The 25,675-nt window shown below is 52.2% G+C and carries 17 protein-coding genes; 13 read left to right on the top strand and 4 right to left on the bottom strand.

What is annotated here, in order from left to right; all coding sequences use genetic code 11:
* Nucleotides 1–302 precede the first annotated feature (302 nt).
* The 6 genes from cadC (at nt 303) to FN037_RS05780 (ending at nt 10,715) form a co-directional block, all read left to right on the top strand.
* Nucleotides 303–1,814, top strand: a complete 1,512-nt coding sequence (gene cadC / locus FN037_RS05805; protein WP_142501723.1) for a lysine decarboxylation/transport transcriptional activator CadC — start codon at nt 303–305, stop codon at nt 1,812–1,814.
* Between the two features lie 361 nt (nt 1,815–2,175).
* Nucleotides 2,176–3,513 (top strand): cadaverine/lysine antiporter, encoded by a 1,338-nt coding sequence (gene cadB / locus FN037_RS05800; RefSeq protein WP_142501722.1) that lies wholly within the window; start codon nt 2,176–2,178, stop codon nt 3,511–3,513.
* An 86-nt stretch (nt 3,514–3,599) separates the two neighbouring features.
* Nucleotides 3,600–5,747, top strand: a complete 2,148-nt coding sequence (gene cadA, locus FN037_RS05795; RefSeq protein ID WP_138357869.1) for a lysine decarboxylase CadA — start codon at nt 3,600–3,602, stop codon at nt 5,745–5,747.
* 485 nt (nt 5,748–6,232) lie between these two features.
* Nucleotides 6,233–7,750, top strand: coding sequence for a lysine--tRNA ligase (gene lysS, locus FN037_RS05790; RefSeq protein WP_142501721.1), 1,518 nt, complete (start codon nt 6,233–6,235; stop codon nt 7,748–7,750).
* 332 nt (nt 7,751–8,082) lie between these two features.
* Nucleotides 8,083–9,306, top strand: coding sequence for an MFS transporter (locus FN037_RS05785; protein ID WP_142501720.1), 1,224 nt, complete (start codon nt 8,083–8,085; stop codon nt 9,304–9,306).
* A 377-nt stretch (nt 9,307–9,683) separates the two neighbouring features.
* Nucleotides 9,684–10,715, top strand: a complete 1,032-nt coding sequence (locus tag FN037_RS05780) for a Gfo/Idh/MocA family protein (RefSeq protein ID WP_138359168.1) — start codon at nt 9,684–9,686, stop codon at nt 10,713–10,715.
* A gap of 45 nt (nt 10,716–10,760) precedes the next feature.
* On the opposite strand, the gene FN037_RS05775 is transcribed toward FN037_RS05780, so the two are convergent.
* Nucleotides 10,761–11,768 carry a Gfo/Idh/MocA family oxidoreductase gene (locus tag FN037_RS05775; RefSeq protein ID WP_142501719.1) on the bottom strand — a complete coding sequence of 336 codons (1,008 nt, stop codon included), beginning with the start codon at nt 11,766–11,768 and terminating at the stop codon, nt 10,761–10,763.
* A 101-nt stretch (nt 11,769–11,869) separates the two neighbouring features.
* On the opposite strand from FN037_RS05775, the gene FN037_RS05770 reads away from it, so the two are divergent.
* The 7 genes from FN037_RS05770 (at nt 11,870) to licT (ending at nt 21,494) form a co-directional block, all read left to right on the top strand.
* Nucleotides 11,870–12,889: a LacI family DNA-binding transcriptional regulator gene (locus FN037_RS05770; protein ID WP_142501718.1), complete on the top strand. Its 1,020-nt coding sequence runs from the start codon at nt 11,870–11,872 to the stop codon at nt 12,887–12,889.
* A gap of 688 nt (nt 12,890–13,577) precedes the next feature.
* Nucleotides 13,578–14,501: a sugar ABC transporter substrate-binding protein gene (locus tag FN037_RS05765; RefSeq protein ID WP_138359162.1), complete on the top strand. Its 924-nt coding sequence runs from the start codon at nt 13,578–13,580 to the stop codon at nt 14,499–14,501.
* A 26-nt stretch (nt 14,502–14,527) separates the two neighbouring features.
* Nucleotides 14,528–16,012, top strand: a complete 1,485-nt coding sequence (locus tag FN037_RS05760) for a sugar ABC transporter ATP-binding protein (RefSeq protein ID WP_138359160.1) — start codon at nt 14,528–14,530, stop codon at nt 16,010–16,012.
* Nucleotides 16,013–16,031: 19 nt separating this feature from the next.
* Nucleotides 16,032–17,054 carry an ABC transporter permease gene (locus FN037_RS05755; RefSeq protein ID WP_171034812.1) on the top strand — a complete coding sequence of 341 codons (1,023 nt, stop codon included), beginning with the start codon at nt 16,032–16,034 and terminating at the stop codon, nt 17,052–17,054.
* Between the two features lie 302 nt (nt 17,055–17,356).
* Nucleotides 17,357–19,237: a beta-glucoside-specific PTS transporter subunit IIABC gene (locus tag FN037_RS05750; protein WP_142501717.1), complete on the top strand. Its 1,881-nt coding sequence runs from the start codon at nt 17,357–17,359 to the stop codon at nt 19,235–19,237.
* The gene (locus tag FN037_RS05745) at nt 19,234–20,652 is read left to right on the top strand and encodes a glycoside hydrolase family 1 protein (protein ID WP_138359154.1); all 1,419 of its coding nucleotides are present in this window, start codon (nt 19,234–19,236) and stop codon (nt 20,650–20,652) included. Before FN037_RS05750 ends, FN037_RS05745 begins: the two co-directional genes overlap by 4 nt.
* Nucleotides 20,653–20,654: 2 nt before the next feature.
* A complete protein-coding gene (gene licT, locus FN037_RS05740; RefSeq protein WP_138359152.1) occupies nt 20,655–21,494 on the top strand; it encodes a BglG family transcription antiterminator LicT in 840 nt (279 codons plus the stop codon).
* Nucleotides 21,495–21,843: 349 nt separating this feature from the next.
* Here licT and FN037_RS05735 read toward each other — a convergent pair whose 3' ends face one another.
* Genes FN037_RS05735 through FN037_RS05725 form a run of 3 tightly spaced genes read right to left on the bottom strand, consistent with a single transcriptional unit; the run spans nt 21,844 to nt 25,649 of the window.
* Nucleotides 21,844–22,848: a LacI family DNA-binding transcriptional regulator gene (locus FN037_RS05735; RefSeq protein WP_138359150.1), complete on the bottom strand. Its 1,005-nt coding sequence runs from the start codon at nt 22,846–22,848 to the stop codon at nt 21,844–21,846.
* A 30-nt stretch (nt 22,849–22,878) separates the two neighbouring features.
* Nucleotides 22,879–24,279 (bottom strand): sucrose-6-phosphate hydrolase, encoded by a 1,401-nt coding sequence (locus tag FN037_RS05730; RefSeq protein WP_142501716.1) that lies wholly within the window; start codon nt 24,277–24,279, stop codon nt 22,879–22,881.
* A complete protein-coding gene (locus tag FN037_RS05725) occupies nt 24,279–25,649 on the bottom strand; it encodes a sucrose-specific PTS transporter subunit IIBC (protein ID WP_138359146.1) in 1,371 nt (456 codons plus the stop codon). The genes FN037_RS05730 and FN037_RS05725 overlap by 1 nt, the downstream gene beginning before the upstream one ends.
* Nucleotides 25,650–25,675: the final 26 nt, after the last annotated feature.

Here is a 25,675-nt window from a genome sequence, read left to right as displayed (position 1 = left end):
ACAAATTCGCAGGAGATAAGGTGGTGTTCACGGCATATTTCAGGCGGTATTAGGGTAGCGGTTACGAGTGATGAGCATTTCCTGAAATCAGTGGATTGGAGCATGAAGCAGTGACGAGATGACGTATCGTGGGAACAAATGCGTTTATTTTGCCAGGGCCGGGAATGTTCTGAGCACTATCACTATGAATTGTAAAAAACGAAGAGCAATATCTCGCCTTCAAGGTCATGACCCCCATCATAATCACGTAGGTGGAATGTGTTATCATCGCGCCACTCTTTTCCGTCCCTGGACGTTTGTTTATGCAACAACCTGTTGTTCGCGTTGGAGAATGGCTGGTTACTCCCTCTGTTAATCAGATCAGCCGTAAGGAGCGTCACCTCACTCTCGAACCGCGCTTAATCGACCTTCTGGTTTTTTTTGCTCGCCATCCTGGCGAAGTGCTGAGTCGTGATGAGCTTATTGATAATGTCTGGACTCGCAACGTTGTCACCAGTCACGTCGTGACGCAGAGTATTTCTGAACTGCGCAAGTCGTTGAAAGATGGTGATGATAGCAAACTGGAATATATTGCTACAGTACCTAAACGCGGCTATAAACTGACGGTGCCGGTCATCTGGTGTACGGAAGACGGAGAAGCATTGACGCAGAATTTTTCCGTAGAAACAGAGTCCCTTTCCACCCCACCGGTAGACGCAGCGTCAGATGCTATTCCAAATGCGACATCGGAAAAATGCACGCGTGTGAACGCGTTTATTGTCTGGGTACTTTTTTTGTTAGCGCTCGGGAGTTGCGTGGCGCTGGTAGCTTTATCGACTCTGGAATCACGTCCACCCGTTGCGAAGGCACGATTACTACTTAACCCGCGTGATATTGATATTCATCTGCTCACCGGCAATACCTGTAACAACTGGTCGTCTCAACACGCGTATGCCATTGGGTTAGGGAGTCTGATTACCACTTCGCTAAATACCTTCTCCACCTTTATGGTGCATGATAAAACCAACTACAACATTAATGAGCCGAGCAGTTCCGGAAAAACGTTGACCATTGAGTTTGTGAATCAACGTCACTATCGCGCCCAGCAGTGCTTTATGTCGGTTAAGGTGGTGGATAACGCAGATGGTTCGACGATGATGGACAAGCGCTATTTCGTGACTAGCGATAATCAACTGTCAATTCAGAACGATCTGCTGAGTAGCTTGTCGGAGGTGCTGAAGCAGCCGTGGCCGACACGTATGCAGGAGATGTTAAGGCAATTTCAACCTTCGCAGAGCATTGCCCTTACTTATTTTTATCAGGCACATCAACTATTAATGAACGGAGATGTTGATTCACTGAAAAGAGCCAGTAGTTTACTTGATGATGTGAATAAACTGTCTCCGGATTTTACCTATGCCTGGGCGGAAAAAGCGCTGGTGGATGTATTACGCCATTCACAGCAGCCGTTGACCGATAAACAGTTGGTTGATCTTTATAGTGAAATAAGTCGCGTAGGGAATATGCCAGTAATTAAAAATATGGCCATATTTTATCAAATTAAAACAGTAGACATGTTGAGCAAAGGAAAAGTGGATGAAGCCTATCAGGCCATTAATGCCGGGATTGATCTGGAAATGTCATGGATGAACTATGTGCTGTTAGGTAAAGTCTATGAAATGAAAGGGCAGAACCGGGAGGCTGCCGATGCCTATCTGACAGCATTTAATTTACGTCCAGGTGAGAATACATTTTACTGGATTGAAAATGCGGTATTCCAGACCTCGGTTACCCGCGTAGTACCCTATCTCGATAACTTTCTCGCTTCAGAATAAGTAAATTCTCATCATGGTCATTATTTTGAGCATAATGAGGTTAATATTGTGTTTCTTATAATATACCTGGTTGTTTTATTTCTTGGCTCATCTTTTGAAATTGCAACATTTTCGCAACAGGTGATGGTGTTTTTAACCTTCTGTAAATAAACAATATTTATCTTTTTATGATGTCAACTTGCCATCCTGATATGTTACGAGAAAAAGGTCAATATATCATTTGTTTGATGTTTTTAATTATTTCACTTTATCTTTATGACTTATTTTTCATCCGGACGTAATCTGGTTTGGAGTTGGTCGGATCAATAAAAATTTATCATCATGATCTGTGCCTCCAAATAAACGTAGGAGAAAAGAAAACATGAGTTCAGCGAAGAAGATAGGGCTGTTTGCTTGTACCGGTGTAGTAGCCGGTAATATGATGGGGAGCGGTATTGCACTATTACCTGCAAACCTGGCCAGTATCGGTGGTATTTCTATCTGGGGATGGGTGATTTCTACTATTGGCGCAATGTCACTGGCTTACGTTTATGCCCGTCTGGCGACCAAAAACCCACAACAGGGAGGGCCAATTGCTTATGCTGGTGAAATATCACCGGCATTCGGTTTTCAAACTGGTGTGCTTTATTATCATGCAAACTGGATTGGTAACCTGGCTATCGGAATTACCGCCGTTTCTTATTTATCGACATTCTTTCCTGTGTTAAATAACCCAGTGCCAGCAGGGATTGCCTGTATTGCTATCGTATGGATTTTTACTTTTGTTAATATGCTCGGCGGAACATGGGTTAGCCGATTGACGACGATTGGGTTGGTACTGGTACTTATTCCGGTTGTGATGACGGCGATTGTCGGCTGGCACTGGTTTGATGTTGCCACTTATCAGGAGAACTGGAATACCTCTCACGCTACGGATAGTCACGCGGTTATCAAAAGTATCTTGCTCTGCCTGTGGGCTTTTGTGGGGGTGGAATCGGCAGCGGTCAGTACCGGCATGGTGAGCAATCCGAAACGTACCGTGCCATTGGCTACGATGCTGGGTACAGCGATGGCCGGTATTGTCTATATTGCCGCAACTCAGGTTATGGTCGGTATGTATCCTGCCTCTAAGATGGCCGCATCCGGCGCGCCATTTGCCATCAGCGCTTCAACCATACTCGGCGGCTGGGCTGCACCGATGGTGTCCGCTTTCACCGCCTTCGCCTGCCTGACATCTCTGGGTTCATGGATGATGCTGGTGGGTCAGGCCGGCGTGCGTGCGGCTAACGATGGTAATTTCCCTGCGGTATATGGTGAAGTCGATAGCAACGGTATTCCGAAAAAAGGCTTGCTGCTGGCGGGAGTAAAAATGACTGCGCTGATGGTACTTATTACGCTGATGAATTCCACTGGCGGTAAAGCGTCAGATTTATTCGGGGAGCTGACCGGCATCGCGGTGTTACTGACCATGCTGCCTTATTTTTATTCCTGTGTTGATCTGATTCGTTTTGAAGGTATTAACATTCGCAACTTTGTCAGCCTGATTTGCTCGATTCTGGGCTGTGTATTCTGTTTTATCGCGCTAATGGGGGCAAGTTCCTTTGAGCTGGCGGGTACTTTTATCGTCAGTCTGATTATCTTGATGTTTTACGGTTGCAAAATGCATCAGCGCCAGAGTAGCGACAATTCCACTGATAACAACGCTGCCGGCGCGCATTAATCAGTAAAGTAACCCTATTCCTGAGGCCCTTTCCATAATCTGCCACAACGTGGCGGGAGGGGGATTCTATATCCGGAGATTTGACTATGAACGTTATTGCTATTATGAATCACATGGGCGTTTACTTCAAAGAAGAGCCCATCCGTGAATTGCATCGCGCGCTTGAACACCTTGATTTCCGTATTGTTTATCCGAATGATCGTGATGATTTATTGAAACTTATTGAAAACAATGCGCGACTGTGTGGCGTTATTTTTGACTGGGATAAATATAATCTTGAGTTGTGTGAAGACATCAGCAAAATGAACGAATATATGCCATTGTATGCCTTTGCTAATACTTACTCTACGCTGGATGTGAGCCTGAATGATTTGCGTATGCAGGTGCGTTTTTTTGAATATGCGTTAGGTGCAGCGGAAGATATCGCCAGCAAAATAAAACAAAATACTGATGAGTATATTAATACAATTCTGCCGCCGCTGACTAAAGCGCTGTTTAAATATGTACGTGAAGGCAAATACACCTTTTGTACTCCCGGCCATATGGGCGGTACCGCGTTCCAGAAAAGCCCGGTAGGTAGCATTTTCTACGATTTCTTTGGTTCTAATACCATGAAATCCGATATCTCGATTTCGGTTTCCGAACTGGGTTCTTTATTGGACCACAGCGGCCCACACAAAGAAGCTGAAGAGTATATCGCTCGCGTTTTTAATGCGGAACGCAGCTACATGGTGACCAATGGCACCTCTACCGCCAATAAAATTGTTGGAATGTACTCTGCGCCAGCGGGTAGCACCGTGTTGATTGACCGCAACTGCCACAAATCGTTGACCCATCTAATGATGATGAGCGATATTACGCCAATCTACTTCCGTCCTACCCGTAATGCTTACGGTATTCTTGGCGGCATTCCGCAGAGTGAGTTCTTGCACGCGACTATTGCTAAACGCGTGAAAGAGACGCCAAACGCCACCTGGCCGGTATATGCGGTGATCACGAATTCCACTTACGATGGCCTGCTGTACAACACTGATTACATCAAAAAAAACCTGGATGTGAAATCTATTCACTTTGACTCTGCATGGGTGCCTTACACCAACTTCTCGCCAATTTACGCAGGTAAATGTGGGATGAGCGGCGACCGCGTCGAAGGGAAAGTGATTTACGAAACCCAGTCCACGCACAAACTGCTGGCGGCATTCTCTCAGGCTTCCATGATTCATGTGAAAGGTGATGTTAACGAAGAAACCTTTAATGAAGCTTACATGATGCATACCACCACGTCTCCGCATTATGGTGTAGTGGCTTCCACGGAAACCGCTGCGGCAATGATGAAGGGCAACGCCGGTAAGCGCCTGATTAACGGTTCTATAGAGCGTTCAATCAAATTCCGCAAAGAGATTAAACGCCTGAAAGGCGAGTCTGAAGGCTGGTTCTTTGACGTCTGGCAGCCGGAACACATTGATGATCCTGAATGTTGGCCGTTACGTTCTGATAGCGCATGGCATGGTTTTAAAAACATCGACAACGAACATATGTATCTCGACCCAATCAAAGTCACCCTGCTGACTCCGGGGATGAAGAAAGATGGCACTATGGATGCGTTCGGGATCCCGGCCAGCATTGTGGCGAAATATCTCGACGAACATGGCATCGTGGTGGAAAAAACCGGTCCGTATAACCTGTTATTCCTGTTCAGTATCGGTATCGACAAAACGAAAGCGCTGAGTCTGTTACGTGCGCTCACCGATTTTAAACGCGCGTTCGATCTCAACCTGCGGGTGAAAAACATGTTGCCGTCACTGTATCGGGAAGATCCTGAATTCTATGAAAATATACGTGTTCAGGAACTCGCGGAGCGTATTCACCGACTGGTTGCGCATCATAACCTTCCGGATCTGATGTTCCGCGCGTTTGAGGTACTGCCAACTATGATGATTACGCCATACGCCGCGTTCCAGGAGGAGTTGCACGGTCAGACTGAAGAAGTTTATCTCGAAGAGATGGTGGGCCGCGTCAACGCGAATATGATCCTGCCGTATCCACCTGGTGTTCCGTTGGTTATGCCGGGTGAAATGATTACTGAAGAGAGTCGCCCTGTACTGGAATTCCTGCAGATGCTGTGTGAAATCGGTGCTCATTATCCGGGATTCGAAACTGATATTCACGGTGCCTATCGTCAGGCAGATGGCCGATATACTGTCAAAGTATTGAAAGAAGAGAACAATAAATAATTGATGTTTAACAGGAAGGTGGTTTATCGCTTCCTTTTTTCAAGGGGCAAGGAGAACATATTTGCAACCACGCGCTGTGGTATATCGCTTTCCTGAGACGGCCTGATATGCGGTTCAGGGGGTTGATACCGCTGAGCAGCAGCGCGTCGGCGTGTTCATTCTCGCTTTGTTAACCGTCGTTGCTTGTCGCGTGGGTATACACGGTACGGCTATCCGGGAATGTCCTGGAGACGGCGTCATGGTACCGGGATGCTGATGCAGGCGTTAATACTCAAAACTGGGGTCTGAACTGTCGTGAATTATCACTTATTGTATTGAATATTAATACAAAAATAATAAATCCATGGTTGAGTGAAATCAGCCAGAAGTGAAACCTGTCTCGTTAAGATTGTTCCGTAATAATGGCACCAGAAACAGATCTCGCCGGATAGTGAACTGGTTCAATTATCGAAACAAGCTTGCAAGCAGGGTTATGAGGAACCAATATGTCTGAACAACAAGTACAAGGTGTCGATGAGGCACTTGATCTCAATAATGAACTGAAAGCCCGCCGTGAAAAGCTGGCTGCACTGCGTGAGCAGGGTATCCCGTTCCCGAATGATTTTCGTCGTGACCACACCTCTGACCAACTGCACGCTGAGTTCGATGCGAAAGAAAACGAAGAGCTGGAAGCGCTGAACGTTGAAGTTGCCGTTGCTGGCCGTATGATGTCCTGTCGTATCATGGGGAAAGCCTCTTTTGTGACGCTACAGGATGTCGGCGGCCGCATTCAGCTGTATATCGCCCGTGACGATCTGGTGGAAGGTGTCTACAACGAGCAGTTCAAAAAATGGGACCTCGGGGACATCATCGCGGCGCGCGGTAAGCTATTCAAAACCAAAACCGGTGAACTCTCCATCCATTGTAGCGAACTGCGTCTGCTGACTAAAGCCCTGCGCCCGCTGCCGGACAAATTCCACGGCCTGCAGGATCAGGAAGCGCGCTATCGTCAGCGCTACCTGGACCTGATCGCTAACGATGGATCCCGCCATACCTTTAAAGTGCGTTCGCAGATCCTGGCGGGCATTCGTCAGTTCATGGTCGGCCGCGGCTTTATGGAAGTGGAAACTCCGATGATGCAGGTGATCCCCGGTGGCGCTTCCGCCCGTCCGTTCATCACCCATCACAACGCGCTGGATCTGGACATGTACCTGCGCATCGCGCCGGAACTGTACCTGAAGCGTCTGGTAGTTGGCGGCTTCGAGCGCGTGTTTGAAATCAACCGTAACTTCCGTAACGAAGGTATCTCCGTGCGCCATAACCCAGAGTTCACCATGATGGAACTCTATATGGCCTATGCGGACTATAAAGACCTGATCGAGCTGACCGAATCCCTGTTCCGCACCCTGGCGCATGATGTTCTCGGCCATACCGAAGTGCCTTACGGCGATGACGTTTTCGACTTCGGCAAGTCGTTTGAAAAACTGACCATGCGCGAAGCGATCAAGAAGTACCGTCCTGAAACGGATATGGCCGATCTGGATAACTTCGATTCCGCAAAAGCGCTTGCGGAAAGTATTGGCATTCACGTTGAGAAGAGCTGGGGTCTGGGTCGCATCGTGACCGAGATCTTTGAAGAAGTGGCGGAAGCGCACCTGATTCAGCCGACCTTCATCACCGAATATCCGGCAGAAGTCTCTCCGCTGGCGCGCCGTAATGACGTGAACCCGGAAATTACCGACCGCTTTGAATTCTTCATCGGCGGGCGTGAAATCGGTAACGGCTTTAGCGAGCTGAACGATGCGGAAGACCAGGCGCAGCGCTTCCAGGATCAGGTGAAGGCGAAAGCCGCCGGAGACGACGAAGCGATGTTCTACGACGAAGACTATGTTACCGCGCTGGAGCACGGTCTGCCGCCAACGGCGGGGCTGGGCATTGGCATCGACCGTATGGTGATGTTGTTCACCAACAGTCACACTATCCGCGACGTGATCCTGTTCCCGGCGATGCGTCCGCAGAAGTAAGTCCCGGTGAAAATCTGGCCCCTTTGTTTGCAAGAACTTTGGGGCTTAAGTCTAAGAGACAATTTTAAATTGTATACATCAAAAATGTATTAGCTCAAACTTGACCTGACATTTTCACTTGTAGCACACAATTAAATCTGACAATTTGCTTCGAGCGAAAAACAGACGTTAAGGCTTCGATAATACTGCCTACTTTTTGTGGTACAGTGTTGTATCCGTTTCCGTGAGAGTAAGTTTTCCGATGTAGCGATTCTGTCTTCTAACAGTTTTTACTTTCCACATTGCCTGTCGGCTGTGTGGGCCTCTGTTATTTAAGATGAGAATCTTTCTGCATGAATACTTTACTGTTTGCGCTGATTTGCGCACTACGCAGCCACGATTGGCTGCGCTTCCTTGGTTTTGCCTATGTCCTGTCATCATTGGGTAATGGACTTACTCAGGTGATTGTTTTTGGACAACTTCTACACTGGCAGGCTTCTCCCGCGACTCTGACCATAATTTATATGCTGTCAATGCTGCCCAGTTTTATAGGGAGCATCTGCGGCGAAGCTCTGTGTAATAAAGTTTCACCACTCCGAATCCTGATTTTTACAGAGCTACTCGGCCTGCTTGCACTTGTTTTTCCGTTATATGGTTTGTTGCATCATAACGTTCCGGCTTTGCTTGCGGTGCAATGCTCGGAAGCGCTATTCAGCGGAATGAGTTATCCGGCTTTGACTCTGTTGTTTAAACGCGGATTACGGCATGACGAACTACCTGCAGCAACCGCCATGGAAACGATAATTTTTGCCTCACAGGTTTTACTCGGTACCGGATTGGGCGTTTTATTGTTCGACCTGATCTCCCCTTTAAATCTCCTCGCCATTGATGCCCTGAGCTTTGCCGCTTCCACTGTTTTACTTCTGACATCAGCCTCTGTTTTTCAGGTGATAGAACTGCAAACTGAAAAAACAGTGGCTGTCGCACAGAAGTTATTTTGGCGGTGTTTATCTCCATTGCAAAAAAGAAGCGTGGTGCTTTTACCTGCTCTTGCAGCTGTGGGCTCACCCGCAATGGCGCTTTTACCTGCTCTTGCGCAGGAAATCAGGGCTGAAGATTCAGCAGGGCTGGCACTTCCACTCCTTTTTGCGCGTAGCCTCGGACAACTCTGTGGCCCGCTAATGCTTGATGCTAGTAAATTGCAGCGCTATTCCGCTAATAACTGGATGTTGCTGGTATGCCTTAGCGGATACATTGGAGGTTATTTTTTATTACCTCTTTCTGCCGCATTTCCATACGCCGCGCTTATTATGATTTTCAGTGCACACATGGCTTCGAATATTGTGTTTGCTATAGGTACTTTCGGGGTGCTTAAAAACTTTGCAGAAACTCAGGTTGCCAAAGCCAGTGCAATTACATGGCGTGGACAGGTTCTGACCGCTGCTATTTCTACCGGGATAACCAGCGTGATAGCGCAGAACTTCGGTGCTTTTACTGCTCTTTACAGCATTTCTCTGTTCAGTCTGGGAGGTGTTGGTGTTTTGCTCTGGTTTAGCAGGGGGCACAGAAAAAATTAAAACGTTGGTATGTGTGGCATCGTAAATAAAGAGTAGGGAGCAGGTCTCTTCTCCACTAATACAAGGTCCGCTTCTGGCACAGGCTGTGTGAAAACTGCTGATCACTTTTTGGTACTAAGTAGTACTCAGATATGGCAAGAATCGAGTTTTTACACAACTTGGGCACAGAGCGGACTGTCAGGTTGGGTCCGGCTCTGTGCCGGAAGAGTGCCAGATCAGATCTGAGCTAATACAAGCTATCAGAACTATTCGCGACCGAACGATGCATATTTTGACAAACAATAAGTCAATGATGGAATTCCATCATAAATTCGTTACTCCTCCTCTTTAGCGCCTGCTTATAGTATCTGCGTAAAGATAAATAAAAAGGATCCGCTATGTTCCCGTCACAGTTACCGAAACCGCGCCATCATTCCGCGCAGGCGATCCCCTCGCTGCGTTGGGGGATTATTGGTCCCGGATGGATTGCCGAACGTTTTGTGAAGTCGCTAAAAGAGTACAGTCGTCAGCGTGTCGTCGCCGTGACCTCGCGGACGCAACAAAAGGCCGACAGTTTTGCCGCACGGTGGGGCATTGCCCAGGCTTATTCTCAGGTGGATGAAATGCTGGCGCGCCCGGATATAGATGCGGTTTATATTGCCACGCCGCATAACCATCACTTCCCCGATGGGCTGCGGGTATTACAGGCGGGAAAACATGTGTTGATTGAAAAACCTTTCGCGCTGAACAGGCGGGAAGGGATGGCGCTGAAGGCGGAAGCGGCGAAGCAGAGGAAGCTGGCGATGGAGGCGATGTGGTGCGATTATGCGCCAAAATATGACGTGATTCGCCAGTTGCTGGATGACGGTGTGTTAGGCGATTTGCATACGCTGCTCGCCGATCACGGCGAGTTTTTTACTCCGGATCATCGCATTTTTAATGCCGATCTTGCGGGGGGGCCAATGATGGATCTCGGCAGCTATCTGACCTCTTTCAGCGTGATGGTCGGTGGTACGCCGCAGGATATTATCGCCCGTGGCCGCCCCGCTCAGAGAGGCATTAACGGACAGATTTCGATGATATTTAACTGGGAAAACGGCTTACAGGCCTTACTGAACACCACGTTGTTCAGTAATACGCCTGGCGGCGCGGTGGTGGCCGGGCGCGATGCGACGCTGATCATCGACGGGCAATTTTATGCGCCGGGGAATTTTACCCTCGCCGCCAGCCAGGGCGGGCAGGTTCTGCGTTGGGAGGAGCCGCGGAACCGTTACGATCAGCTATTTTATCAGGCAGAACATTTTGCCTGGTGCGTCGGCAGGGGTGTGACGGATTCGCCGATTCGCCCGTTATCCAGGGTGCTGGAAAATCTTAACGTGATGGACGAAGTGCGACGGCAGGTTGGCGTTGTATTTAACGAGGAGCGCTGACAGCGCAGAGCAATCCCCGTATGCCTGACTGCATACGGGGATTTTTTACGCCAGTTGTTCAACGTTAACAAATTGCCCCTTTTGCAATGAGATGACGGCGGCTTCGGCGATAGCCTGCGCCTGCAAACCGTCGAGCAATCCCGGCAGATCGGGTACCGCTTCCCCGTGTAATGACCGGACAAAGGCATCCAGGTGCCGATAGTACGAATCTTTGACGCGGCTGAACCAGTCGGGATACAGGCCGGGCTGAATGCAGCGTTCTCCTTGCCATAGCGTCACGCCGCGGGATGTCTGACTCCCGGACTCTATCACGCCATCCGGGCCAAGCAGGCTTATGCGCTCATCATAGCCGTGGCCGGTGCGCCGGGTATTGTCCAGTTGCGCCAGCGTGCCGCCGCGCATCCGTAGCAGTAAAATTGAGGTGTCGACATCGCCAGACTCAGCGATCTCCGGCTGCGCCAGCGCGTCGCCCATGGCGGCGACGGTTGTCACTTCATCGCCGGTAAGAAAACGCAGCAGATCAAAAAAGTGAATCGCCTGGTCACGCATCTGTCCGCCACAGCTTCGCAGATACTCAAGCGGCGGCATCACCGATGCCCGGCACACCATCTGTACCAGCTCGATTTTGCCGATAATGCCCGCCTCAAGCTGGCGGCGTAGCTGCTGGTGGCTGGCGTCAAAGCGGCGGTTAAAACCAACGGTAACCGGCACGTTAAGCGGCAGCACTTTGCCGACGACATCGCGTGCGTGGGCCAGGGAAAGATCGATCGGCTTCTCGCAGTAGACGGCTTTCCCGGCGCGGGCGGCGGCCTCCAGCAGCTCTGCATGTGAAGGTGTTGAGCTGGCGATCAGTATTGCATCAATGGTATCGCAATTGATGGCCTCTGCGACGGTTGCCGTTTGTGCTCCGTAACGGGAGGCCAGCGTTTTCGCTCGCTCGGGATCGATGTCCGCGACCAGAGCCAGACGGGTTTGTTCATGGTGAGCAAGGTTAGCGGCGTGAACCTGGCCGATAAAGCCGCTGCCTAACAACGCAAAACGAATACAGCGCATTTTCTTCTCCGGAATGAGGGATTTGCCGTTGCCAAAGTAATCCGTTTGCTACACTGACCGACACAGGCGTTTTGATGGATTTCCATCATCTGAGAGGAACGATGAAAAGCATTTCGCTGGAACAGTTGGCTAAACGGATTGGCGTCGGCGTGGCGACCGTTGATCGGGTGCTTAACGAACGCGGCGGCGTGTCGCCGGAAACCACGCGCAGGGTGTTGCAGGCTGCGCGTGAGGCGGGGCTGAAGCGAATTTTGCCGGAAGAGCGGCGTCTTCCCTGGCAAATTGAAGTTTTTCTGAGTAGTAACGACTCGCGTTTTTTCTCCCGTCTGACGCAGGATTTCGCCGAGGTGGCGGACACGTTTGGTTATCGTCGGCTAACGTTGCACCGCACGCTGGTGGCGGAATCGCAGCCAGAAAAGCTGGCGAAAAGCATTATCCGCAGCAGTAAAACGCGCCATGCGATCGTGGTATTTGGCAATGAACATCCGCTGGTCTACGAGGCATTGCGCCACTGCCGCGAGGCAAATGTGCCGGTCATTACCCTGGTGACTGACCTTCCTGACGCGCAGAGACTCTGTCACGTAGGGATCGATCAGCGGCAGGCGGGGCGCACCGCAGGCATGATGATGGGACTGATGACGCATCGACCCGGAGAAGTGATAATGCTCAGAGGACGTCAGGACTTTAGCGCGCATCGTTCGCGAATTCAGGGATTTCGTGAGGTGATCAGCCAGCGTTTTCCTCATTTACAGCCGGGAGAGGTACTGGCGGGGGAGGACAACCGGCAGCAAATTGAGCGTTTGCTGGAGGCGGCGCTGAACCGTGGCGGCGATGTGGCTGGCATCTACAATACCGGTCTTGGCAATACGCAGGTGGCGCAGGCGCTGGCTCGCCACCGACGCTACGGCGAGTGCTGCTGGATTACCCATGAACGATATGGTACCACCCGCGAACAACTGGCACGTGGCGGGCTGGCGCTAACGATCGATCAAAACCCCCGCCAGCATGCTCAACTGGCGGTGGATCTGGCCCTGCGCCACCTGGAAACCGGTTATCAACCGCATCTCTTTCATGACGGAAAGGTCGAATTCATCCTTTATAGTGCGGAAAACGTGGACTGAACGTTTCGGGGCCACGTTGCGGATACCCTGAAATTTATCGCGTCAAATTCCCTGATGCGGATTAGTTAACGCGGCGTCACCCATTTTTGTGACTGGTTGAGCGGTCCGGTTAATCGGTGGTTTTGGCAAAAGCTTGATGTGGTTGCAGGCCTGACAACATCGTCGGGTTTTATGGGCGACAGCGCCTGGAGAGCTATCGCCAGACTTCCCCGAAAGAAGCGCTCCCCGCAGGCAAATGATACAGAAGACAACACCGATGACTCGCTTAACCGATCGGCATTCGTCAAATTTCCCCCTTTTAGACCGTTGTTGATAATGGCACTCCTCCCTTCAAACCGTCGTCTGCCTCTCATTTTTTGCGCATTTATGCGTCAATGTTAGATGTGTGTCAAAATTTTGTTAATGCGCAGTTTTAAAATTTTCATTTCAGTTATTTAATTATAAAAGTTTCATGTTTGACATTAATGAAATAAATAATCTGAAATTTTTCATCCATAACAAATGGACTGATGTTTTAAAAACTACTCAAAAATAACTTTATTTTGTGATTTTTGTCAAAAACAGAGCGCTGTACCGCGAGGGAACTTTTTCGTGGTGCTGAAAAAACAGGCGTTTAAAACGATATTAATGAAATTAAATTTTCATTTTACCTTACCTAACCGATGTACCTGTGAATAAAGGATCAACTATGAATATCAAGAAAACGGTTGTTGTCTCTTTAATGGCCTGCATGTTGCCAGCGGTTGTGATGGCGAAAGATATTTCGATCGGTGTGTCTATGGCGGTATTCGATGACAATTTCCTGACTATTCTGCGTACCGCAATGCAAAAAGAGATGCAGAAAGAGGGGGTTAAATCGCAGGTGGAAGATGCCAAAGGCGATGTCTCACAGCAGTTACAGCAGGTGCAGAATTTTATTGGCCAGGGCGTTGATGCCATTATCGTCAACCCGGTAGACACCGATGCGGTGAAACCGATTATGGACCAGGCCACTAAAGCGGGCGTTCCGCTGGTCTTTGTCAACCGTCGTCCCCAGGCGCAACTGACCGACAAAATGGCCTATGTCGGCTCCAATTCCGTGCTGGCGGGACGCTTACAGATGGAAGCGTTAGCGAAAGCGATGCACGGCAAAGGCAACGTCGCCATCCTGCTCGGCGATCTGGCGAATGAATCGACCCGCGACCGGACCAAAGGGGTTGAAGAGGTGGTGGCTAAATACCCTGGTATCAAAATTGTGCAAAAACAGACGGCCAAATTTATTCGTAATGATGCCGTTGACGTGGTCAGCAACTGGATGACCAGCGGCGAAGATATTCAGGCCATCGCCTCCAACAATGATGAAATGGCGATTGGCGCGCTGCAGGCGTTAGGCCGGAACCCGAATCATATCCTTGTCGCCGGGGTGGATGGTACCCCCGATGCGCTGCAAATGCTGAAAAACGGCAAAATGATCGCCACCATCTTCCAGGATGCGAAAGGGCAGGGCGAAGGCGCAGTGGAGGCCGCCGTGAAGCTGGCCAACGGCGAGAAAGTGGAAAAAATCATTGATATTCCTTACCAGCTGATCACCAAAGACAACATGGCTGAGTTTGTGAACCGCAACCAGAAATAATCGTTCAGTGGTACGGAGGTAGATGCATGAACGCTTTTGCACTTGAAGCCGAAGGTATCAGCAAATTCTTCCCCGGCGTGAAAGCGCTCGATAACGTCTCATTACGCGTGCGCCCAGGGACGGTGCACGCTTTAATGGGCGAAAACGGTGCCGGGAAATCGACGTTAATGAAATGCCTTATCGGGATCTATCGCCCCGATAAAGGGGCGATCCGTATTAAAGGGGAACCGGTTCAGTTTCAGGATACGATGGATGCATTGCGAGCCGGGATCTCAATGATTCACCAGGAACTTAACCTGGTGCCGCACATGACGGTCGCGGAAAATATCTGGCTGGGTCGTGAGCCGATGAAATACGGTTTTGTCGATCATCGTCAGCTTAACCGCCAGACTCAGGAACTGCTGAATAAACTGAATATCCGTTTATCTGCCGAGCGGCTGGTGGGGGATTTAAGCATCGCCTCTCAGCAGATGGTGGAAATTGCCAAAGCGGTTTCGTGGAACGCCGATATTGTGATTATGGATGAACCGACTTCAGCTTTAACCGAAAGCGAAGTGGCGCACCTGTTTACAATTATTCGTGACTTACGCCAGCAGGGAAAAGCCATCATCTATATCAGCCATAAGATGGATGAAATTTTCACGATTACCGATGAAATTAGCGTATTTCGCGATGGGACCGGGGTCGGCAGTAAACAGACCGCGGAATTTACCCGTCAGTCGCTTATTACCCAGATGGTCGGACGGGAGCTGACCCAGCTATTTCCCAAATTTAATAACACCATCGGCGAAGAGGTGTTAACCGTTCGTAATTTGTCACGTAAGGGGGTGTTTCACGATATCAACTTTAACGTGCGACGCGGAGAAATTCTTGGCGTCGCGGGTCTGGTGGGAGCCGGGCGCAGTGAAGTGATGGAAAGCCTGTTTGGAATGGAAAAAGTCGACAGCGGCGAGGTGCTGATTGACGGTATCCCGGTCACGATTGATTCTCCCTCAACGGCGATTGAAAAAGGCATGGCGCTGTTGACCGAGGATCGTAAAAAATCCGGTCTGTTCCTGGTGTTATCGGTACTGGAGAATATGAGTATCGTTAAAATGCCGGAATATATTGGTAAAACGGGTTTTGTTCAGCACCTGAAAATGGCTGAAGATTGCATGGAGCAGATCCGCCGCCTGAATATTAAAACGCCAACGATGGATCAGATTATTAATAACCTCAGCGGCGGTAATCAGCAAAAAGTGCTTATTGCTCGCTGGCTTTTAGCTCAGCCAAAAATATTAATTCTCGATGAGCCGACGCGCGGTATTGACGTCGGCGCGAAGGCGGAAATTTATCATTTGATCAGCGAACTGGCGAACCGCGGCGTGGCGGTGATTATGGTTTCGTCTGAATTACCTGAAATACTTGGCATGAGCGATCGGGTGATGGTCATGCATGAAGGGCGTATTACTGGCATTCTTGATAAAGAGGATGCCGACCAGGAAACCATTTTGTCGTTGGCATCCCACTGAGGCACAAAGAATGAGTAATATGAAATTAACAGCGACCCCGGTCAATGAAAAAACCAATTTCGTTGCGCAATTACGCCACAAGCTGCCGAAAGATACCGGGATATTTATCGTTATGCTGGTGATTGCCCTGATTTTTGAAATCGCCGGTTGGTACGTGCGCGACCAGTCCTTTTTATTAAACACCAATCGTCTGGTATTAATTGTTCTGCAAGTGGCGATTATCGGTATTATCGCCGTTGGGGTCACGCAGGTCATTATTACGACGGGCATTGACCTCTCATCGGGCTCGGTAATTGCCCTGGCCGCGGTGGTTGCGGCGAGCCTCGCGCAAACCTCCGACAGCCTGTCGCCGATGTTTCCGTCGTTGGTTAATCTACCCGCGGTAATCCCCATTTGCGCCGGGATCGGCGTTGGTCTGCTGTGTGGATTAACCAACGGTTTTCTGGTCACCCGCACCGGTATCCCACCGTTTATCGCCACGCTGGGGATGATGGTTTCCGCGCGCGGCCTGGCGCAGTACTACACGCAGGGTAACCCGGTCAGCTTTTTATCCGACAGCTTTACGGCTATCGGCCAGGGCGCGATGCCGGTCATTATTTTCTTCGTTGTCGCCGCGATTTTCCATATCACCCTCAAACACACCCGCTATGGTAAATACGTTTACGCCATCGGCGGCAATATGACTTCGGCAAAAGTATCCGGCATCAACGTCAATAAATATCTGGTGATCGTCTATACCATCGCCGGAGGGCTTTCCGGTCTTGCGGGCGTGGTACTGGCGGCGCGCGTCAGCAGCGGACAGTCGAACATGGGCGTGTCCTATGAGCTGGACGCTATCGCCGCGGCGGTCATCGGCGGCAGCAGTCTGATGGGCGGCGTAGGGCGAATTACCGGAACCTTAATTGGCGCGATGATCCTCGGCCTGATTAAAAGCGGCTTTACCTTTGTTGGCGTTGACGCCTACGTGCAGGACATTATCAAAGGCATTATTATCGTCGCGGCGGTGACCATCGATATGCGGCGTAATCGCAAAAAACATTAAGGTGAAATAGCCCGCGGGCTGAATTGCCGTGGGCTATTTAGCGATTGACGTCGCGTCGAGATCAGATGCATTGGCGACGCTCTCCAGCGATGTAGTTGTTGACAATTTACTTAACCTGGCTCACATTTTTATGCGGCTGCCGTTGAAATAGTCAAAGGCCGCTAAGATAATTCGCCGAAATAACCCATTTTTATGATGGCGTGCTACTGCGAAAGCAGGCAAGACCAAAATAGAAATGCTCTCCCGTTAAGGGGAGCGTCTCTGTTTTGGTCTTTTTTTTTGCTCCAACACCAGGGAACACTATGAACTATAACGAAACAGCAGACAAAATCCTTCACTCGGTGGGCGGGGCGGAAAATATCCGTATGCTCACCCATTGCGCGACCCGGTTGCGCATGGAGTTTAATGATCGCGCGAAGGTCAATGATGCGCAGATTGGCACTATCCCCGGCGTGATCAGCGTGGTGGAGAAAGGTGGCCAGTTCCAGATTGTGATCGGCAATGAGGTGCAGCAGGTTTTTCGCCTGCTCAACAAAGCATTGCCGGAGAAAAAAAGTCCGGGCGGAGGGGATAAAAACGCCAAACCCAACGGCATCGTCGCGCGCATTATCAGCGTTATTTCAACCACCTTCACCCCGGTTATCCCGGCGATTACCGGCGCGGGGATGATTAAGGCGCTGCTGGCGATCCTGAAGCTGACCGGGTTGATCAACGAGACCAGTTCGACATATCAACTGCTGAATATTATTGCCGATGCCGCCTTCTTCTTCCTGCCGGTTCTGCTGGCCTATGGCGCATCGCTGAAGTTTGAATGTAACCCGATTCTGGCGATGACCCTGGCCGGCGTGCTGCTGCATCCGGGAATTGGCCAGATGCTGGCGGCGGGGAAAGCCGTCGATTTCGTCGGTATTCATGTTCTGCTTTCCGATTATGCCGGGTCGGTGCTGCCGATCATTCTGACCGTATGGCTGATGTCGTGGATTGAGCGCTTTGCCGAAAAGGTCTCGCCGTCGATTATCAAGTTCTTTGTTAAGCCGATGTTGATTCTGCTGATCACCGCGCCGTTGGCGCTGGTGGTTGTCGGCCCGGCGGGTATTTTGCTGAACGATCTGGTGGCGGCGGGCGCAGGCGCTATTGATCGCCACGCCAGCTGGTTAATCCCGATGCTGATGGGCACCCTGCAACCCTTCCTGATTATTACCGGCACCGCCTGGGCGATGACGCCCATCGCGACCGGTCAGTTGAGTAAAAACGGCTACGAAATGATTAACGGGCCGGGCATGCTGGCGTCAAACGTGGCGATGGGCGCCGCGACGCTTTGTGTGGCGCTGAAGACTAAAAATAGCAGCCTGCGCCAGTTGGCTTCGTCATCAGGCTTTACCGCGCTGCTGGGGATCACTGAACCGGCGCTGTACGGGGTACTGCTCAAGTACCGTCGCGTGCTGATCGCCGCGATGATCGGCGGCGGCTGCGCCGGGGTATATGCCGGCGTGAGCGGGCTGGTGCGCTACGCGTTTGTTTCCCCTGGGCTTGCGGCGCTGCCCGCGTTTATCGGTGAAAACCCGATGAACATTGTTCACGCGCTGGTGACCTGCGCGATTTCCATTGTGGTGACTTTTATCCTGACCTGGTTTATTGCCTTTAAAGATACGCCAGAGGATCAAGCAGAGGTGAGTGAGATTCCGCAGCCCGCCGTTACGCCAAAAAGTGAAGGTGACACTGAAATACTGAGCCCGCTGCGCGGCGAGACTGTGGCGCTAAGCGAAGTGAATGACGACGTCTTTTCCGGCGGTCTGCTTGGACAGGGCGTGGCGATTCGTCCGCAGGAAGGGATCTTGCGCGCCCCCTTTAATGGCACGGTGATGATGTTCCTGCCTTCCTGCCACGCCGTTGGCCTGCAAAGCGAAAGCGGTCTTGAGTTGTTGATTCATATTGGTATCGACACCGTTAATCTTAACGGTCAGCACTTTAGTTCATCCCTGAAGGTGGGCGATAAGGTGGAAAGCGGGCAGGAACTGATTCGCTTTGATATCGCCGCGATTGAGCAGGCGGGTTATGACCTGATTACGCCGGTGGTTGTGGTGAACGGCGATGAGCAGCACACCCTGAGTGTGACCGCTGCCGCACAGGTCGATTTCGGCGATCGGCTGATGGTGCAATCCGTTAAGGAGGCGCAAGTATGATCTATCAGCAACAGGCCCGGTTCCCGGACGATTTTCTGTGGGGCGCGTCGACATCGGCCTATCAGGTTGAAGGGGCGTGGAATGAAGACGGTAAAGGGCCGTCGGTGGTGGATATGCTCAGCCATCCGCCGGGAACGGCGGACTTTCGTATCGCCAGCGACCACTATCATCGCGTGGAGGAGGATGTCGCCCTGATGGCGCAGATGGGGCTGAAGGCCTATCGCTTCTCGGTCGCCTGGTCGCGGGTGATCCCGGACGGTGACGGTCCGGTAAATCCTGGCGGGCTGGCATTTTATCACCGCCTGATCGACGCCCTGATTCGCCATCGGATCACGCCGATTGTCACCCTGTATCACTTTGATTTACCCTGGGCGCTGGAGCTGAAAGGCGGCTGGCTGAACCGTAAGACGGGAGACGCATTCGTGCGCTATGCCCGGCTGCTGTTCAGCGAGTTTGCTGATAAAGTCCCGCTATGGCTGACGATCAACGAACAGAACACCATGATCCTGCATCCGGGGGCAATTGGCGTGCCCGCGGATCGCGAACTGCCGGATAAGAAGGCGCTGTACCAGCAGAATCACCATATGATGCTGGCTCAGGCGCGGATTTTTGCGCTCTGTCACCGCGAGTTTCCCGGGCTGCGCATCGGCCCGGCGATCAATACCACTTCAATGTATGCCGAAAGCTGCAAACCGGAAGACGCTATCGCCGCGCATAACTGGGAAACGCTACGCTGCTGGAGTTTTCTTGATGTTGCGGTGCATGGCCGCTACAACGCCCTGGCATGGGCTTATATGCAGGATCGCGGCCTCGCGCCGGACGTCCAGTCAGAGGATGCGTTGATTTTGCAGCAGGGACGACCGGATTTTATTGCCATCAACTACTACTCGACCGCGACTATTGCCGCCAGCCGGGGTGATGGCGGGGATGTTGCCCCCCGTGCGGGCGACCAGCAAATCATGCTGGGCGAGGAGGGCGTGTATCGGCCCGCGGAAAATCCGTGGGTCGGCAAAACGCCCTACGGCTGGGTGGTCGACCCGGTGGGTCTGCGCCTGACGCTGCGTAAAGTGTGCGAGCGCTACGGCCTGCCGATTCTGATCAGTGAAAACGGCATGGGTGCCCCGGATAAGCTGGAGCAAGACGGTACGGTGAACGATGATTACCGTATTGCCTTCCTGCAGGCGCATATTGAGCAAATGCGCCTGGCGATTGCCGATGGCGTCGAGCTGATGGGCTACTGTCCGTGGGCGGCGATTGATGTTGTCAGCACGCATCAGGGATACGCCAAGCGCTACGGTTTTATTTATGTCGATCGCGGCGAAGATGATCTCAAGAGTCTGCAAAGGATCCGCAAACGTAGCTTCTGGTGGTATAAGGATGTCATCGCGCAGAACGGTAACCACGATGAGTCTTAGAGATGATTGTTCAGAAGGTGCTTAATAATAGTCTGGTGCTCTCACTGGATGACGATAACAGGGATGTTATCGTCATGGGAAAAGGCATTGGCTTCAATAGCAGGCCGGGGGATCAAATTGCCCCGGAGAAGATAGAGAAGCTGTTTGTAACCCGGACGCTCGGTAAACGCAGCGGTTATCTTGATGCGCTCTCCGCCATCCCGGATGAAGTTATCGAAATGGCCGCCATGATTATTTCCCGTGCCAATATGCAGCTTGCCAGTAAGGTGCGCGAGCAGATTTTCTTTACCCTCGCCGATCATCTGACGTTTGCCATTGAGCGCAGTCGCAAAGGCATCGCTATTCAAAACCGTCTGCTGCCGGAAGTCAGGCGCTTTTATCCGCAGCAGTTCCGCGTCGCCAGCGAGGCGGTGACGATTATTCGTCAGCAGTACGGCATCGAACTGCCGGAAGAGGAAGCCGGTAATATCGCTTTTCATCTGGTGAACGGCCAGAGTGAGGGCGACGACGTGGCGCAGGCTATGCAGTCGGTGAAAATGCTGAAGGATATTTTTAATCTCGTGCAGTACCACTTTAAGCAGGAGATAGACACCGAATCGATTAACTACTCGCGTTTTCTGGTCCATATGCAGTTCTTCCTCCAGCGTTTGCAGGAAGGGGAACTGGATCGTGCGCGGGACAGTTTTCTGCTGGCGCAGGTGATCAAGGAGTATCCGGAAGCCTACCGCTGCGCACAACGGATCCGCGATTATGTTAAAACCCAGCTCGATATCGCCCTCGGCGGTAACGAGCTACTGTGGCTTACCGTGCATCTGGTGCGGATAGCAGGCCTGGATGCGTGACCGTGTTCTATTAATAGGGGGGAATAGCTCTTTTTTATTCTTTTATGGAACATGGTTGACTGAGTTGACTCATTATCTCGAAACGGTCCAGATGACCTGGAAAATATCCTTTTCATTTTTGCAGGCGCGCCAGAAGAGATAATGACATGACGAAAGTCGTCGCAGATGGCTGACAAAGTGCGCTTTTCCGGAATTGCCCGGCGGCGCTTGCGCTTGCGCGGGCCTACGGAAAACTCATCGCCTGGGGGATATTATGGGTTTTGTAGGCCGGGTAAGGCATCAGCCGCCACCCGGCAGAGCTGCGCGCAATATCTCATTCTGGTGGGGCATTTTAAAAACTGTTTGTGAATCAACGATGTCGAAACTGTAGCGTCGCGGGCAGATAGCGCTGTAGCGGCTCAGGCGTGTTGCCATCAATCAGCTGGTTTATCAGATCGTAGCAGTGCCAGGCCAGCTGGCGATTGTCCTGCTGGACGGTATCGATACGCAGCGACAGCGAATCGTACAGATAGTGATCGTCGAAGCTTGCCAGATGGATGTCCGAATCCAGCAAATGGTGCTGACTCATATAGCGCAGCACGCCTTCCAGCAACCCGCAGGCGGCGGTAAACAGCGCCTTCGGCGGCCGACCAAGACGGGCGCAGAGCGCGGAAAACATTTCATAACCGGAACTGGGATGGTAGTTGCCGTTGATCACCCATTCCGGGCGCAGTTCAATACCCGCCTGCGCCAGACCTTGCGTAAATCCCGCCAGACGATCGCGGGACGGAGAGAGTCGCGGCTGGCCGCCTAAAAACCAGAATTCGTCACTATGCTGAGGCGCGATGCGGGCAATCAGCTCTGCCGTGGGCGCCACCGAATCGGTCATCACCAGCGGCAGCACGCTTTCATTGGGGCAGCGGTCAAACAGCACCACCGGCAACTGCTCGCTGAGTTTCAGGTAATCGGCATCGTTATGCATACAGGAGGCGACGATCAGCCCGTCTACCTGACGGGCAATCATATTACTGACCACCACGCTCTCCTGAGCGGGATTTTCGTCGGTACAGGAGATAAGCAGCTGAACGCCCGCCTCGCGGCACAGCATCTCAAGCTCATGGGAAAATACCGCAAAGCCGTAGTTGGTGATCTCCGGCACCACCAGCCCGATGGTATGACTGCGGTTATCGCGCAGCGAGCGGGCATGGATGCTCGGCTGATAGTGCTGCTCGCGGGCAATTGCCTGCACGCGCTCGCGGGTTTCCTGCGCTACGCGCAGCTCTTTGCCACGTCCGTTCAGCACCAGGCTGGCGGTGGCTTTGGAAACCCCCGCCAGTTCGGCGATATCTTTAATGGTAACGCGTTTGGTTTTCATCACGACGCCATGAGCCTGAAATCAAAACGCTTATTCTACCATGCATGTCCGCAGCGGCCAGTAGCAGAATGCGCCTGGCGTTGTGCCGGTGAAAACCAGTTGCGCCGGATAGTTCGGGAAACAGCGGCTGCTCATCACCCCTTCGCCTTCGTTGATGAAAATTTCCACGCTCGACTGGTCGATGAAAATCCGCAGCGAGCGAACTTCGCCGCGCCAGTAGCGATAGTGCGTTTCGTCGCAGGCCAGGCTACGCCGCGCCAGGCGGATACCGCGGGTATCGCGCTCCAGGGTTAACGCGCCGCCGAAATCGATGTTTAACGTATCATTGGCGGCGGTTTCCAGCACGATTTCCATCGGTGTCAGCGGCAGGGCGGCTCCCTGCCAGCCGTGGGCGTCGCCGCGCAGGGCGCTCAGTTCACGCAGCGGTCGCTGATAAAGTTTACCGTCGATCAATGCCAGTTCGCGCAGACAGGTCATCTGATGGATCCAGCCGTTGGCCAGCGTCGGCTGGCGCATCTCTTCGCCATCCGGCACGCCCATCCAGCCGACCAGAATGCGGCGGCCATCGCTGGCCTGCATGGTTTGCGGCGCGTAAAACTCGAACCCGGCGTCCAGCTCGTGGCGGTCACCGTGTCTGAACGCGGCGCTGGCGTAATCGAAAGTTCCGGCCATCCACACCGCCGGGTAGGTATTCAGGTAGCGCTCTTTCTCATGGGCGATCCCCTGCGGGCAGCAAATGAGAACATGCTGGTTGCTGAGCGGAAACAGGTCCGGACACTCCCACATATAGCCCGCGTCGTGCAGGTCATTGATACCGTAGCCAGCGATTTCGCCTTCATTGCGCCACTGATGGAGATCGGCGGAGCTAAACAGCAGTACCTTGCCGCGTTTTTGCCGATCCTGCGCCCCCAGTACCATGTACCAGCGACCTTCATACCGCCAGACTTTCGGGTCGCGCACATGACCGGTATACCCCTCCGGCAGGGGCAAGACCGGGCCCAGTTTGTTGAAGGTGCCGTCGCTATTCTCCGTTGCCAGACACTGCCACGCGGTTCGGCTGCCGTCGTCGAATTTTACGTTGCCGGTATAGCACAGGGTGAGGGTACCGTCGTTATCCACCGCGCTGCCGGAGTAGCAGCCGCTGCGGTCATACTCTTCGTCGGGCATCAGGGCGATGGGTTCGTGCCGCCAGTGCAGCAGATCGGCTGAACTCCAGTGTCCCCAGCACTTAAATTTATGATCGCAGGCAAGCGGGTTCCATTGATAGAACAGGTGATAGCGCCCGGCAAATTCAACAAAACCGTTGGGATCGTTCATCAACCCGGTCACTGGCGCATGGTGCCAGCGAGGATAGTGGCTGTCGGCCAGCGCGCGCGGCTGGCCCTGCATAACGGCCTGCAAAATCGCAGGCAGGCGTGATGGAAGTGACATTATTCAGCGTCCGTTTTGTATTTCAGCACCAGGGAGACCGCAAAGGCGACGCCAAAAGCGATGGCCATGCCGATAATATAGTTCAGCAGCGAGCTGGCCTGCACGATAGCCATGCCGGGAATAGCCGTCAGGCCAACCGCGGTCATGTAGACGTGTACTGATACCACCCACGCGCCGCCCGCCGCGCCGCCGATCAGCGCTGCGATAAATGGTTTCACAAAGCGTAAGTTGATACCAAAGATCGCCGCTTCAGTGATCCCCAGCATGGCAGAAAATGCGGATGGCAGGGTAATCGCTTTGATTTTTGCATCTTTGGTTTTAAACCACACCGCCAGACAGGCCCCGCCCTGGGCGACGTTGGCCATGGCCCAAATTGGCAGCAGGAAGTTGACGCCGATGGATGGGTTACCCAGCAGTCCGGCTTCGATGGCGTGAAAGCTGTGGTGAATACCGGTAATCACGATTATCGAATAAAGACCGCCAAACAGCAGGCCGGCCAGCCAGCCCGCATGGCTAATCAGGGTGCTAAGGACAAACGAGATACCGTCGCCGAGGGCGCGACCGGCCGGGCCGATAATCAGCAGGGCGATGAAACCGGAAATGATCACCGTCAGGAACGGCGTCAGGATCAAATCCAGCGCATCGGGAATCACGCGGCGCAGTTGTTTCTCAACGATGCTCATAAACCACACCGCCAGCAATACCGGGAACACCGTGCCCTGATAGCCGATCATGGCAATCTCAAGGCCGAAGAAGTTCATGGTGTGGAAACCGGCTGCCACGCCCCAGGCGTTAGTCAGCGCCGGGTGGGTCAGAATGCCGCCAAGCGTCGCGCCAAGATAGGGGTTACCGCCAAATTCGCGGGCGGCGGTAAAGCCAATCAGAATCGGCAGAATAATAAACGCCGCCGAGCTGCACATATCCAGCATGATGTAGATGGCGTTATTCGGGTCGACCCAGCCGTAGGTTTTGACCATTCCCAGCAGGCCCATCAGCAGGCCGGAGGCGACGATAGCCGGGATAATCGGCACGAAGATATTCGACAGCAGGCGGGCGATTCTCTGGAAAGGGTTAAGCTTTTTCGCTGCGATGTCGGCGGCTTCCGATTTGCTGGATTCGCCAATCCCCGCCGCCTGAATAAAGGCGGCATAGACCTTATTTACCACTCCGGTACCAAAAATAATCTGCATCTGCCCGGCGTTACGGAAACAGCCTTTAACCCCCTCGATTTTACCGATGGCCTGCTGGTCGGCCAGGGCATCATCCACTAAAACCAGGCGCAGGCGGGTGGCGCAGTGCGCGGCGCTGGCGATATTTTCCTTGCCTCCCAGAAGAGGAAGCAGCGAGCGGGAAATTTGTTCAAAATCCATAGTACCCTCTGAATGCGTAATAATTC

It is taken from the genome of Klebsiella sp. 2680, from assembly GCF_900198535.1.
Classification (GTDB): domain Bacteria; phylum Pseudomonadota; class Gammaproteobacteria; order Enterobacterales; family Enterobacteriaceae; genus Klebsiella; species Klebsiella indica.
This window is presented reverse-complemented; position numbering and strand designations above follow the sequence as displayed.

What these genes read in the sequence shown, in the direction of transcription:
- FN037_RS05750 (WP_142501717.1), top strand. Translation starts at nt 17,357, where the DNA reads ATGAACTATAACGAAACAGCAGACAAAATCCTTCACTCGGTGGGCGGG.
- FN037_RS05725 (WP_138359146.1), bottom strand. Translation starts at nt 25,649, where the DNA reads ATGGATTTTGAACAAATTTCCCGCTCGCTGCTTCCTCTTCTGGGAGGC.
- FN037_RS05770 (WP_142501718.1), top strand. Translation starts at nt 11,870, where the DNA reads ATGAAAAGCATTTCGCTGGAACAGTTGGCTAAACGGATTGGCGTCGGC.
- cadB (WP_142501722.1), top strand. Translation starts at nt 2,176, where the DNA reads ATGAGTTCAGCGAAGAAGATAGGGCTGTTTGCTTGTACCGGTGTAGTA.
- FN037_RS05730 (WP_142501716.1), bottom strand. Translation starts at nt 24,279, where the DNA reads ATGTCACTTCCATCACGCCTGCCTGCGATTTTGCAGGCCGTTATGCAG.
- FN037_RS05780 (WP_138359168.1), top strand. Translation starts at nt 9,684, where the DNA reads ATGTTCCCGTCACAGTTACCGAAACCGCGCCATCATTCCGCGCAGGCG.
- cadC (WP_142501723.1), top strand. Translation starts at nt 303, where the DNA reads ATGCAACAACCTGTTGTTCGCGTTGGAGAATGGCTGGTTACTCCCTCT.
- FN037_RS05765 (WP_138359162.1), top strand. Translation starts at nt 13,578, where the DNA reads ATGAATATCAAGAAAACGGTTGTTGTCTCTTTAATGGCCTGCATGTTG.
- FN037_RS05785 (WP_142501720.1), top strand. Translation starts at nt 8,083, where the DNA reads ATGAATACTTTACTGTTTGCGCTGATTTGCGCACTACGCAGCCACGAT.
- FN037_RS05775 (WP_142501719.1), bottom strand. Translation starts at nt 11,768, where the DNA reads ATGCGCTGTATTCGTTTTGCGTTGTTAGGCAGCGGCTTTATCGGCCAG.
- FN037_RS05760 (WP_138359160.1), top strand. Translation starts at nt 14,528, where the DNA reads ATGAACGCTTTTGCACTTGAAGCCGAAGGTATCAGCAAATTCTTCCCC.
- cadA (WP_138357869.1), top strand. Translation starts at nt 3,600, where the DNA reads ATGAACGTTATTGCTATTATGAATCACATGGGCGTTTACTTCAAAGAA.
- FN037_RS05745 (WP_138359154.1), top strand. Translation starts at nt 19,234, where the DNA reads ATGATCTATCAGCAACAGGCCCGGTTCCCGGACGATTTTCTGTGGGGC.
- FN037_RS05735 (WP_138359150.1), bottom strand. Translation starts at nt 22,848, where the DNA reads ATGAAAACCAAACGCGTTACCATTAAAGATATCGCCGAACTGGCGGGG.
- FN037_RS05755 (WP_171034812.1), top strand. Translation starts at nt 16,032, where the DNA reads ATGAAATTAACAGCGACCCCGGTCAATGAAAAAACCAATTTCGTTGCG.
- lysS (WP_142501721.1), top strand. Translation starts at nt 6,233, where the DNA reads ATGTCTGAACAACAAGTACAAGGTGTCGATGAGGCACTTGATCTCAAT.
- licT (WP_138359152.1), top strand. Translation starts at nt 20,655, where the DNA reads ATGATTGTTCAGAAGGTGCTTAATAATAGTCTGGTGCTCTCACTGGAT.